General features: G+C 49.5%; 14 protein-coding genes. 5 read left to right on the plus strand and 9 right to left on the minus strand.

The genetic code is table 11. From position 1 onward, the window contains the following. Positions 1-36 precede the first annotated feature (36 nt). Together treB and treR are read right to left on the minus strand one after the other, a co-directional pair. Positions 37-1,455, minus strand: coding sequence for a PTS trehalose transporter subunit IIBC (treB, locus tag A31E_RS01905; protein WP_000049038.1), 1,419 nt, complete (start codon positions 1,453-1,455; stop codon positions 37-39). A 121-nt stretch (positions 1,456-1,576) separates the two neighbouring features. Next, positions 1,577-2,524, minus strand: a complete 948-nt coding sequence (treR, locus tag A31E_RS01900; protein WP_016249520.1) for a trehalose operon repressor TreR — start codon at positions 2,522-2,524, stop codon at positions 1,577-1,579. A 173-nt stretch (positions 2,525-2,697) separates the two neighbouring features. On the opposite strand from treR, the gene mgtL reads away from it, so the two are divergent. Together mgtL and mgtA are read left to right on the plus strand one after the other, a co-directional pair. After that, complete coding sequence (mgtL, locus tag A31E_RS25920; RefSeq protein ID WP_001387276.1) at positions 2,698-2,751, plus strand: mgtA regulatory leader peptide MgtL; 54 nt, start codon at positions 2,698-2,700, stop codon at positions 2,749-2,751. Positions 2,752-2,893: 142 nt separating this feature from the next. Continuing rightward, complete coding sequence (mgtA, locus tag A31E_RS01895; protein ID WP_016249521.1) at positions 2,894-5,590, plus strand: magnesium-translocating P-type ATPase; 2,697 nt, start codon at positions 2,894-2,896, stop codon at positions 5,588-5,590. A gap of 44 nt (positions 5,591-5,634) precedes the next feature. Here mgtA and A31E_RS01890 read toward each other — a convergent pair whose 3' ends face one another. The 5 genes from A31E_RS01890 to pyrL form a co-directional block, all read right to left on the minus strand. After that, positions 5,635-6,090, minus strand: coding sequence for a transposase (locus tag A31E_RS01890; RefSeq protein ID WP_001029763.1), 456 nt, complete (start codon positions 6,088-6,090; stop codon positions 5,635-5,637). A 66-nt stretch (positions 6,091-6,156) separates the two neighbouring features. Further along, positions 6,157-6,543 carry an enamine/imine deaminase gene (locus A31E_RS01885; RefSeq protein ID WP_000047542.1) on the minus strand — a complete coding sequence of 129 codons (387 nt, stop codon included), beginning with the start codon at positions 6,541-6,543 and terminating at the stop codon, positions 6,157-6,159. Positions 6,544-6,615: 72 nt separating this feature from the next. Continuing rightward, positions 6,616-7,077, minus strand: coding sequence for an aspartate carbamoyltransferase regulatory subunit (pyrI, locus tag A31E_RS01880; protein ID WP_000148581.1), 462 nt, complete (start codon positions 7,075-7,077; stop codon positions 6,616-6,618). A 12-nt stretch (positions 7,078-7,089) separates the two neighbouring features. Beyond that, complete coding sequence (gene pyrB / locus A31E_RS01875) at positions 7,090-8,025, minus strand: aspartate carbamoyltransferase (protein ID WP_000013036.1); 936 nt, start codon at positions 8,023-8,025, stop codon at positions 7,090-7,092. 3 nt (positions 8,026-8,028) lie between these two features. Continuing rightward, positions 8,029-8,163: a pyr operon leader peptide gene (gene pyrL / locus A31E_RS0123300; protein WP_032141493.1), complete on the minus strand. Its 135-nt coding sequence runs from the start codon at positions 8,161-8,163 to the stop codon at positions 8,029-8,031. 262 nt (positions 8,164-8,425) lie between these two features. Between pyrL and tabA the strand changes: the two genes are divergently transcribed. Next, positions 8,426-8,878, plus strand: coding sequence for a toxin-antitoxin biofilm protein TabA (gene tabA / locus A31E_RS01870; RefSeq protein WP_016249522.1), 453 nt, complete (start codon positions 8,426-8,428; stop codon positions 8,876-8,878). Positions 8,879-8,923: 45 nt separating this feature from the next. Here tabA and argF read toward each other — a convergent pair whose 3' ends face one another. Further along, a complete protein-coding gene (argF, locus tag A31E_RS01865) occupies positions 8,924-9,928 on the minus strand; it encodes an ornithine carbamoyltransferase (protein WP_000012892.1) in 1,005 nt (334 codons plus the stop codon). Between the two features lie 160 nt (positions 9,929-10,088). Between argF and rraB the strand changes: the two genes are divergently transcribed. After that, entirely contained in the window at positions 10,089-10,505 is a 417-nt protein-coding gene (gene rraB / locus A31E_RS01860) for a ribonuclease E inhibitor RraB (RefSeq protein ID WP_000002962.1), read from the plus strand. Positions 10,506-10,550: 45 nt separating this feature from the next. Here the strand turns inward: rraB and A31E_RS01855 are convergent, their stop codons facing one another. Further along, positions 10,551-11,054, minus strand: a complete 504-nt coding sequence (locus tag A31E_RS01855) for a GNAT family N-acetyltransferase (protein WP_001468314.1) — start codon at positions 11,052-11,054, stop codon at positions 10,551-10,553. A 192-nt stretch (positions 11,055-11,246) separates the two neighbouring features. Here A31E_RS01855 and A31E_RS01850 point away from each other — a divergent pair, with 192 nt between their 5' ends. After that, positions 11,247-12,434 carry a YjgN family protein gene (locus A31E_RS01850; RefSeq protein WP_001014712.1) on the plus strand — a complete coding sequence of 396 codons (1,188 nt, stop codon included), beginning with the start codon at positions 11,247-11,249 and terminating at the stop codon, positions 12,432-12,434. Positions 12,435-12,471 lie beyond the last annotated feature (37 nt).

The following is a 12,471-nucleotide window of genomic DNA, read 5'->3' on the forward strand; positions in this document are numbered from 1 at the left end:
CAAATGCGAGGGGGCGCAAGTGCGCCCCGAAGAAAATTAAACAATTTCAAGCGTACCCAGGCGATATTTCCGCTGGTAGATAAACGAGGTGAGTACAATCGGAATGATGATGGCGATAGCCATTGCCAGCGCAAACACCTGCCAGTAGCTCGGCTGAATAGAGAGAATGCCCGGCAGACCGCCAACACCGATGCCGTTCGCCATGACGCCGTTCAGGCCGCATAACAATCCCGCCACACCAGAACCAATCATCGCGCACAGCATCGGGAAGCGATATTTCAGGTTGATGCCGTACATTGCCGGCTCTGTGACCCCAAGCCAGGCGGAGATCGCGGCAGGCACGGAGATCTCGCGTTCATTGTGCTTGCGGCTGGAAATGATAATACCTATCACGGCGGAGCCCTGAGCGATATTCGACAGTGCAATCAGCGGCCACACTGGCGTGCCACCCATGCTTTGAATCATCTGCAAATCAATAGCAAGCGTGGTCTGGTGTACGCCGGTGATCACCAACGGGGCGTACAGGAAGCCAAACAATGCCGCACCAATCGGCGCAAAGCTGCCGGTCATCAGGTGGCGTACCGCAAAGGCAACGCCATCGCCAATCATGCGGCCAAAGGGACCAATAAGTGCATGGGCAAGGAACACCGCGAGGATCAACGAACAGACCGGCACAACCACCAGATAGAGGTAATCTGGCACGATGCGCTTAAGGCGGGTTTCAATAACGCCAAGCGCCAGCCCGGCCAGCAGTGCCGGGATCACCTGTGCCTGATAGCCTACTTTAGCGATGCTGAACATGCCAAAGTCCCATACTTCCGGCACCTGCTGCCCGAGCAGATAGGCGTTCATCAATTGTGGAGAAACCAGCGTCACGCCAAGTACGATACCGAGAATCGGTGTGCCACCCATCTTTTTCACCGCTGACCAGCAGATTCCGACTGGCAGGTAGAAGAAGATCGCTTCACCGATCAACCACAAAAAATCGTAGATCGTTTTTAGAGAAGGGTACATTTGCGCCAGCGTCTGCCCGTTGCTCATGGGTAGATCGCCAATCACATTGCGAAAACCGAGGATCAAACCACCACTAATTAGCGCCGGTAGCAACGGGAAGAAGATCTCTGCGAAATGGGAGATCAACTGTTCATGCCATTTCATATTTTGCCGTGCAGCTTTTTTCACCTGCTCTTTATCGACCTGCGCCTGACCAGTCCTCGCCAGCAGCGCTTTATAGTAATCGCCAACGTTGGTGCCAATGACCACCTGAAATTGCCCGGCATTGGTGAAGCAGCCTTTCACCATTGGTAATTGTTCAATTTCTTTCGGTCTGGCATTGGTCGGTTGGTTGAGGACAAAGCGCAGGCGTGTAATACAGTGGCTCACCGTCGCGATATTGTCGCGCCCGCCGACCAGTTCAATCAACTGGTCGATATCCGTTTGGTTCACTTTGCTCATCGTAAAGCCCCGTGGCAGATGACATATTTGGTTGATGGCAGAATATCGTGGGAAGAGAATATTAAAAATGGGAACGTTCCCGAAACGCAGCGAAGATCACAAATTATCGTTCAGTCAACGATCAGGAAAGGGTGGCGGGGATGACGATTTGTTGGGGTTCGCTGCGTCCGGTTACCTGCTCGATCAACTGGCAGGCCGCCTGGCGTCCGGCTTCAGCGTAGCCGGGATCAACGGTGACGATCTCCGGATGGAGGAACTTCATCAACGGCGTATTACCAACACTCGCCAACTGTAGAGTGTCAATGCGTTTCTCTTGCAGGTATTTACTTGCGCCAAGTGCCAGCGTGTCGGTTGCGCACAGCAACGCGGTGGTTTCAGGCGTAATCACTTTTTCCACGTTATCGTAGCCTTGCTTCATGGCAAGGCCCGGCAGAGCGGCGACGGGATGCAGTTTATGCGCTTTGCAAAATGCCAGATAGGCCTCATGGCGTCGCTTACCGGTAGTGACGTCACTGTGTGGCACGCCGAGATAGCTGATATTGCGGTGCCCCTGGTCATACAGTCGCTGCATCAGGATTTTGATCGCCCCTTCGTCGTCATAACAGACTGAAGCAAAGCCTTTTGCGTCACGTGCCATCAGCACCAGTGATGACTGCCAGTGGGCTAACATCTCTTCCGTTATGCCGGTAAAACCAAACAGCACCACGCCGTCAATATTACGACGTTTCAGAACGCTCAGATGCTCTGCGACCAATTGTGGTGAAAACTGGCTTTCCATCATGATTGGGTCGTAGCCCTGTTCATAGAATGCAGGCAGCATGGTCTGAACGGCGAGATTTTCTGATAACGAATCCAGACGGGTAACGATAATGGCGACGACTTTATCGCTTTGCCCACGCATGGCGCGTGCGGAGCGGGAAGGGGAAAATCCATGCTGATTCATCACTGCTTCCACGCGCTCACGTGTGCGCTGACTCACGCCGCTTTCGTTATTCAGCACCCGGGAAACCGTGGATTTCCCCACGCCGCTTAAGCGCGCGATGTCTTTGATGGTCAGCCGATTTTGCATCCTGTTGCCCCGTAACTTGCGGTTTAATTATTTGAGCCTAACTTTACCTGTGCATACCGCAATGGGCAAAGTCTGGTTTATCGTTGGTTTAGTTGTCTGCAGGTATTATATCGGCATAAATGCTACCAATATTATTGGATTCCTGGCGCTATTTTTCACTTACCGGAGGTTATATGGAACCTGATCCCACGCCTCTCCCTCGACGGAGATTAAAACTTTTCCGGTAAGCCTGTCTTTTCACGGCGTTACCGGATGCGTAAAGCCGTGACGTTTTAACGTCCCAGCTCATTTTTATTACCTTCAGGTAAGGCTTTGCAACGCCTGAAGATATTTTCTGCACCATGCTTACAGGGTGCGGAGGGACTTCCTATGTTTAAAGAAATTTTTACCCGGCTCATTCGCCATTTACCTTCTCGTCTGGTTCATCGCGATCCGTTGCCTGGCGCGCAACAGACAGCGAATATTCCGATCCCCCCTTCCTTAAGTGCGCATTGCCTGAAAATGGCGGTAATGCCAGAAGAGGAATTATGGAAAACCTTCGACACCCATCCGGAAGGGTTAAATCAGGCGGAAGTGGAATTAGCCCGCGAACAACATGGTGAAAATAAATTACCTGCGCAACAACCGTCTCCGTGGTGGGTACATTTGTGGGTCTGTTATCGCAACCCCTTTAATATATTGCTCACCATTCTCGGCGGTATTTCTTATGCCACGGAGGATTTATTTGCTGCAGGTGTGATCGCGTTAATGGTGGCTATTTCCACGCTGCTGAACTTTATTCAGGAAGCGCGTTCCACTAAAGCGGCAGATGCCCTGAAAGCGATGGTCAGCAATACCGCGACGGTGCTGCGTGTAATTAACGACAAAGGGGAAAATGGCTGGCTGGAGATCCCAATCGACCAGTTAGTGCCTGGCGATATTATTAAACTGGCGGCGGGGGATATGATCCCGGCCGATTTACGTATTTTGCAGGCGCGCGATCTGTTCATCGCTCAGGCGTCGTTAACCGGTGAGTCTCTGCCTGTTGAAAAAGCAGCAACTACCCGCCAGTCAGAGCACTGTAATCCGCTGGAGTGCGACACTTTGTGTTTTATGGGCACCACCGTGGTGAGCGGCACGGCACAAGCAATGGTGATTGCCACAGGTGCCAATACCTGGTTTGGTCAACTGGCGGGGCGTGTCAGCGAGCAGGAAAACGAGCCGAACGCCTTTCAACAAGGGATCAGCCGCGTCAGCATATTGTTGATTCGCTTTATGCTGGTGATGACGCCGGTGGTGCTGCTCATCAACGGTTACACCAAAGGTGACTGGTGGGAAGCAGCGCTGTTCGCGCTTTCGGTTGCGGTAGGCTTAACGCCGGAAATGTTGCCGATGATTGTCACTTCGACGCTGGCACGTGGCGCAGTCAAGCTGTCGAAACAGAAAGTGATCGTCAAACATCTGGATGCCATTCAGAACTTTGGCGCTATGGATATTCTGTGCACTGATAAAACAGGCACCCTGACGCAAGATAAAATTGTGCTGGAGAATCATACCGATATCTCCGGTAAAACCAGCGAGCGGGTGCTACATAGTGCGTGGTTGAACAGCCATTACCAGACCGGGCTTAAAAACCTGCTCGATACGGCGGTGCTGGAAGGCATCGATGAAGAGTCTGCCCGTCTGTTGGCCAGTCGTTGGCAGAAAGTGGATGAAATTCCGTTTGATTTCGAGCGCCGCCGGATGTCGGTAGTAGTGGCAGAAAATGCCGAACACCATCAACTGGTCTGCAAAGGCGCATTGCAGGAGATCCTCAATGTGTGTTCGCAAGTGCGTCACAATGGCGAGATTGTCCCGCTTGATGACACCATGTTACGCAAGATTAAACGGGTTACTGATACGCTGAACCGTCAGGGGCTGCGCGTGGTTGCGGTGGCGACGAAATACCTGCCAGCGCGTGAAGGAGATTACCAGCGGATTGATGAATCCGATCTGATCCTCGAAGGATATATCGCTTTTCTTGATCCGCCAAAAGAGACAACGGCTCCGGCTCTGCGGGCGTTAAAAGCCAGTGGAATTACCGTGAAGATCCTTACTGGCGACAGTGAGTTAGTGGCGGCGAAAGTGTGCCATGAAGTGGGGCTGGACGCGGGAGAAGTGGTTACTGGTAGTGATATTGAAACGCTAACTGACGACGAATTGGCAAATCTCGCGCAACGTACCACGCTGTTCGCGCGCCTGACGCCGATGCATAAAGAACGCATTGTGACCTTACTGAGGCGTGAAGGGCATGTGGTTGGCTTTATGGGCGATGGAATAAATGATGCGCCCGCCTTACGCGCTGCGGATATTGGAATTTCCGTGGACGGCGCGGTAGATATTGCTCGTGAAGCGGCTGATATCATCCTGCTGGAAAAAAGCCTGATGGTGCTGGAAGAGGGGGTTATTGAGGGACGTCGCACTTTCGCCAACATGCTGAAATACATCAAAATGACGGCGAGTTCTAACTTCGGTAATGTGTTCAGCGTGCTGGTGGCGAGTGCTTTCTTGCCTTTCCTGCCGATGTTGCCGTTACACTTGCTTATTCAGAACCTGCTGTACGATGTGTCACAGGTGGCGATCCCGTTTGATAACGTCGACGACGAGCAAATTCAAAAGCCGCAGCGCTGGAATCCGGCGGATCTGGGGCGCTTTATGATCTTCTTCGGACCGATCAGTTCGATCTTCGATATTCTGACGTTTTGCCTGATGTGGTGGGTATTCCATGCCAACACGCCGGAAACGCAAACGCTGTTCCAGTCGGGCTGGTTTGTGCTGGGGTTACTGTCGCAAACGCTGATTGTACATATGATCCGTACCCGCCGTGTTCCGTTTATTCAGAGCCGCGCATCGTGGCCGTTAATGATCATGACCGTGATCGTGATGGTTGTGGGGATCGCATTGCCGTTCTCGCCGCTGGCCAGTTATCTGCAACTGCAGGCGTTGCCGTTAAGCTATTTCCCGTGGCTGATTGCGATTCTGGCAGGGTATATGACATTAACGCAACTGGTGAAAGGGTTCTATAGCCGTCGTTACGGCTGGCAGTAAGCCAGTGATGAGACTGACCTGAAATATTCTTTCAGGTCGGTCACCTACGAAAAAATCTGCACAAAAAAATAGATTACTGCAAAAATAAAAAAACAAATAAACGTCCAGCTCAAATTATAAAGGGCGCTATAGCTTTTATTTACCGAACGAGAGAGACAGATGTCTTCTTTTTTAATGTGTCTGGAGGAGATGTTGCGATACAGGCGGATATAATAAACACAATAAAGTAATAAAGGCGGTATTACCCATCCACCTGTAGGCTTGCCAAATATAAGCGTGAGTATAATGGAGACAGCAAAGAAAAGCAGAAAGACGATTTGCGCTTTGGATTCTATTTTTTTTAATTCACTTCTTACGCCTTCTGCGTGCTGTTCTTGCCAGCGCCGCAGCGTACTAACACTAAATTGATAGTGTTCACATAAATCCTTATTAGGTGCACCCTTTTTTGACTGCTGTAAAATTTCAGCAATTTGTTCATCAGTGAAACGGGCTTTAGCCATCTTCAACCCTCCGTGGTTGAATCAGATAATCCAGGCGCGAAACCTGGATTATCTTTTTGAAAGAGATTAGCGACGAACAGCGATCGCTTCGATCTCAATCTTCACGTCTTTCGGCAGACGGGCAACTTCAACGCAAGAACGTGCCGGGAAGGTGGCATTGTGCTCGGTGAAGAACGCTTCGTAAGTGGCATTTACGGTTGCGAAGTCGTTCAGATCTTTCACAAAAACGGTGGTTTTAACGATATCGCCCACTTTCAGGCCAGCCGCTTCCACGATCGCTTTTACGTTATCCAGAGACTGACGCGCCTGTGCGGCTACGTCTGCCGGAACTTCGCCCGTTTTCGGGTTTACCGGGATCTGACCGGAGGTGATGATCATACTGCCCAGATCAACGCCCTGAACATACGGACCGATAGCTGCGGGTGCATTTTCCGTCGCGATAGTTTTGCTCATGATTTCTCCTTTATTACAGCGGTAAAAAGTCTGGCTCATTATAGGGAGCCAGACTTTTATTACCAACCGCAATTAATTGGCCAGCACCACATTATGGGAAAACTCTTTTTCGCAGTATTTGCATTTGAGCGCGATATCATTGGCGCGTTTTCTCACTGCAAAGCTGGAAGAAACCGGTTCGGCATGGCTGATACAGTTGCTGTTCGGGCAGACCAGCACATTGTCGATGCGCTCCGGCAGGCTGGGGCGCGATTTGCCAACCACTTCATAGTTGTCGATACGGTTTACCGTGGCTTGCGGTGCATACAATGCCAGTTGGTCTACCTGATCTTCACTCAAAAAGGTATTTTCGATTTTGATCAGATCCTTGCGCCCCATCTCGCCAGAAGGCAGGTTCAGACCAATGGTGATGCGCTGATCCGTTTCGGTCAGCTTGAACAGACTCAACAGCTTAAAACCGATCTGGGCGGGGATATGGTCAATTACCGTGCCGCGTTTAATAGCTTCAACCTGCAATTTATTATCGTGTGTCATCTCTATTTCCCCTTACAGTACCAGATCGCGATTCAGAACCAGTGCCAGTAACGCCTGGCGAGCGAAAATTCCGTTACCTGCCTGCTGGAAGTACCAGGCGTGCGGCGTTTTATCAACATCTGTCGCAATCTCATCAACGCGCGGCAGCGGATGCAGCACTTTCATATTGGCTTTGGCGTTGTGGAGATCGCTGGCGCGCAGGACAAACTGCGCTTTCACGTTGGCGTATTCAGACGGATCCAGGCGCTCTTTTTGCACGCGGGTCATATACAGAATATCCACTTCCGCCATCACTTCTTCGATGGCGCTATGCAGACTCCAGGCGATACCTTTTTCATCGAGCATATCCAGAATGTATTGCGGCATTGCCAACGCATCCGGGGCGATGAAGTAAAAACGGTTGCCGTCGAATTTTGCCAGCGCCTGGGTCAGAGAGTGCACGGTACGGCCATATTTCAGGTCACCGACCATTGCGACGTGGAGATTGTCCAGACGCCCCTGAGTTTCCTTAATCGTGAACAGATCCAGCAAGGTTTGCGTCGGATGTTGGTTGGAACCATCACCGGCATTCAGTACCGGTACATTGCCGGAAAACTCGGTGGCCAGGCGTGCCGCACCTTCCTGCGGGTGGCGCATCACAATCGCATCGACATAGGTACTAATAACCGAAATGGTATCGGCCAGCGTTTCCCCTTTTTTACCCAATGACGTGTTGGCGCTGTCGGAGAATCCCACCACGCTGGCACCCAGGCGGTGCATCGAGGTTTCGAAAGAGAGGCGGGTGCGGGTTGATGCTTCGAAGAAGCAACTGGCAATCACTTTATGTTTCAACAACTCTGGTTGCGGGTTTGCTTTCAGTTTCGCCGCTGTCGCCAGCACCAGATTAAGGTCATCGCGACTAAGGTCGTTTATGGAAATGATATGTTTTTGATATAGCGGATTAGCCATCTTTTATCTCCTGACGCCTGGGCAAAAAAAAGCCCCTCGATTGAGGGGCTGGGAATAGGTGATCAACGGGAAGAAAAACGGCAGGCCAGCGTCTTTTTTCAGACGCGGTAAGACAAAATGTCGAACACACTGAACCATACATCCTCCCGGCAAATTGTCCGGCATTATACTCAGCCAGAAAGTGGGATCAAGCGATTAATGCAAAAAATTCCCCAGGTAAACGATTGTTGTGAATTTATATGCTTTAAATTTGAATTTATAACATAAGGTGGGATGGCGCGGGAACGGGCAGGAAAATATGCGCTGGCGCAATCAGGCGGCAAAAAATACTGGTATGGCTATAAGGAATTACGTATAACAAGAGAAATGAAACAATGTTTTAATTGAGGAAAGGAAAGAAATGATCATCGGAAATATTCATAATCTCCAGCAATGGTTGCCGGAAGAGTTACGCCAGGCTATTGAGCATATTAAAGCGCACGTTACGGCAGAAACGCCAAAGGGTAAGCACGATATCGAAGGCAACCGTCTGTTTTATCTTATCTCTGAAGATATGACCGAGCCGTATGAAGCGCGTCGCGTAGAGTATCATGCTCGCTATCTCGACATTCAAATTGTGTTAAAAGGGCAGGAGGGCATGACCTTTAGCACGCAACCTGCGGGTACACCGGATACTGACTGGTTAGCAGATAAAGACATCGCTTTTTTGCCGGAAGGCGTTGAAGAGAAGACCGTCATCCTCAATGAAGGGGACTTTGTCGTGTTCTATCCGGGTGAAGTGCACAAGCCACTGTGCGCAGTGGGCGAGCCAGCCAGGGTTCGCAAAGCGGTTGTGAAGATGCAGATGGTATAAGCGGATTATACCGGTGGCGACGTTACGCCGCCTCCGGTACTGGTGTTATTTGGCAAGCGTCGCGACCATCACTGCTTTGATGGTATGCATACGGTTTTCCGCCTGATCAAAAACAATGCTGGCGGCAGATTCGAAGACCTCATCCGTCACTTCCATCCCACCATGCAGGCCAAATTCTTCTGCCATTTTCTTGCCAAGCGTGGTTTGATCGTCATGAAATGCGGGCAGACAGTGCAGGAATTTGACTTCGGGATTACCCGTCAACTGCATCATTTTGCTGTTTACCTGATAATCACGCAGCAGTGCAATACGTTCTGCCCATTTCTCTTTCGCTTCCCCCATCGACACCCACACATCGGTATAGATAAAGTCTGCGCCTTTAACGCCTGCCGCGATATCTTCTGTCAGTGTAATATTCCCGCCGTTCTGTTGTGCCAGCGCGCGACATTCCGCAACCAGCGAGGCTTCTGGCCAGCACGCCTGCGGTGCCACCAGGCGTAAATCCAGGCCAGTCAGCGCAGCAGCTTCCAGCATCGAATTGCCCATGTTGTTGCGGGCATCTCCGGCGTAGACCAGCGTCATTTCATTGAACGCTTTACCCGGTAAATATTCTTGCATGGTCAGCAGATCTGCCAGCAACTGCGTTGGATGGAATTCATTGGTCAGCCCGTTCCAGACCGGCACGCCAGCGTATTCTGCCAGCGTTTCGACGATCTCCTGACCATAGCCGCGATACTGAATACCGTCATACATGCGTCCAAGCACGCGGGCAGTATCTTTAATCGACTCTTTATGACCAATCTGGCTGCCGCTGGGGCCGAGATAAGTGACGCGAGCGCCCTGGTCATATGCGGCAACTTCGAAAGAGCATCGGGTACGTGTCGAGTCTTTTTCGAAGATGAGCGCGATGTTTTTACCCGTGAGTCTGGCTTCTTCAGTACCGTTTTTCTTATCGGCTTTCAGCTTCGCGGCTAACTGAAGCAGGCTGTTGATTTCAGCGGGTGTGAAATCGAGTAATTTCAGGAAATGCTTATGATAAAACCCGGACATAGATCCCTCCTGTGGCTAACGCCTAATGAATTAAAATTCAATTTATATGGGTGAATATTCATTTGCAAGCCTGAGGCATAAATCTTTATCACAAAGGTGGAGGCAATGTCAGTGGTGTGTGACAATAAGAGTATCGGCAGGACATTAAGAGGAATAAGCCATGGCAAACCCGGAACAACTGGAAGAACAGCGTGAAGAAACGCGTTTGATTATTGAAGAATTACTGGAAGATGGTAGCGATCCAGACGCGCTGTACACCATCGAGCATCACCTTTCCGCAGACGATCTGGAAACCCTGGAAAAAGCGGCGGTTGAAGCATTTAAACTCGGCTATGAAGTGACCGATCCAGAAGAGCTGGAAGTTGAAGAGGGTGATATCGTGATTTGCTGTGACATCATCAGCGAATGCGCGTTGAATGCCGATCTGATCGATGCTCAGGTTGAGCAATTGATGAACCTGGCAGAGAAATTCGACGTTGAATACGACGGTTGGGGGACTTACTTTGAAGATCCTAACGGTGAAGAAGGCGACGATGAAGATTTTGTCGATGAAGATGATGACGGTGTTCGCCATTAATTAATTGATTAAAATGCCCGATAGCACACACTAGCGGGCATTTTTTTACAGTTCGCGCAGCATCCGCACTTCACAATCGACATGGCCCGTGCAGCCAAGCGCATAGTCGATATGTTGAAAACCTAAATGTTCATACAAACCAATCGCTTCTTTCAAAAAAGCGGTTGTTTCCAGATAGCAGCGTTTGAAGCCCATTTCTCGCGCCTGCTCCATCGCCATTAAGGCCAGTTTTTTTGCCAGCCCTTTGCCGCGAATAGCAGGAAGAAAATACATTTTTTGTAATTCGCAAATGTCTGACTCACTCCCGGTTAATGGTGCAATTCCGCCGCCGCCGACCACTTCGCCGTGGTATTCAACCACCCAATACGCATGGCCAGGCTGACTATACATTTGATACAGCTCGTCGAGATTGGGATCGGCAACGGTATAGCCTTTATCGGCGGTCAGACCGTACTCTGCGGACACCTGGCGGATGACGCTGGCAATAGCAGGATTATCGGTGGCGGTAAGTTTGCGCAAACGGAGCGCGGGAGAAGCGACAACATTCATAGCATAGCTCAATTTCAAATGTATGATTTATAGCTCACTTTAATACCACCCTCGCTTATGCGGTGCAAGAAGAAGATAAATCAGAAAATATTAAGCATATATCTCTTTGAGAAGGCGTATTCTAGGCGTACCAGTATTATTGTACTGGATTTATTATCTGTATGAATGGAATTTATTTTAGGGATATAGTTCATGAATGGTGTAAACGTCGGGAAAGATAATCCTCGTCACGCATTTGTTTTTACAGGCAAGGGTGGTGAGTATTTTCTTATTTGTCTTGTGAATTTTTTACTGACAATTATTACGCTGGGAATATATGGGCCGTGGGCATTAGTGAAATGCCGTCGTTATATTTATCAACATGTGACACTCAAGGGGCAACCATTTAGTTATAAGGGAACAGGTGGTGCCATTTTTGTTAGCATGTTACTTATTATGATCGTTTATTTTTTCAGTATTTTTTGTTTTTCAGGCCAACACTTTGTGCTTGGTTTTTTCCTGTTTGCCCTCTTGATCTGCGGTATTCCTTGCATGGCAGTGAAGAGTCTGCAATATCAGGCGAACATGACCTCACTGAATGGTATTCGCTTTGGCTTTAACTGCTCCATGCTCCGTGCATGGTGGGTGATGTTAGGTCTGCCTGTTCTGTTGGCGTTAGCTTTTTGGTTAGCGCTATACCTTATTGCGCAAGTTATGACATCAATAGGAGGATTAGTCTTTAATTTAGTGGTGTTAAGTTTACTTTCAGCCGTCGGATTGGGTGTTGTCCACGGTATTACCTATAGCAAATGGATGCCGTTGCTGGGTAATAACGCGACCTTTGGCACTCATCAGTTCTCTATTAAGGTAAACGTAAAAGAATGCATTAAAGGATGTATGCTCGCAATATTAACCATGGTTCCTTTCATCATTGTCATTGGTATTATGATTGCGCCAGTATTTCAGCAATTAATGATGATGACTATGTTAGGGCGGGCTGGTGCGGGTAGTGATCTTATATTGCAATATTACCCGCAGATTATGGCTTCCTATTTCCTGTATTTTGTGGCGATTCTTGTTTTTGCCAGTTATCTCTATGCCACGTTACGCGGTCTGTTTCTGAATAATCTGACACTGGCAAATGGAACAATTCATTTCCATTCGTCTGTTACCACCTTCGGTATGCTTCTGCGCATGTTTGCGATATTAATGGGGGCTTCAATCACCTGTGGACTGGCTTATCCCTGGCTGAAAATGTGGATGGTTGGCTGGATTGCCAATAATACCCATGTTCAGGGTGACCTTGATTCGCTGGAATTAACCAATGATGACAAACCGCAGGATAGCGGGCCGTTAATGTGGATATCTCGCGGTATTATGCCGTATGTTCCGTTTATCTAAATAAAAAGGCCGGAGCATGCTCCGGCCTTCGTTTTCA

It is taken from the genome of Escherichia sp. KTE159 (genome assembly GCF_000408805.1).
GTDB classification, from domain to species: domain Bacteria; phylum Pseudomonadota; class Gammaproteobacteria; order Enterobacterales; family Enterobacteriaceae; genus Escherichia; species Escherichia marmotae.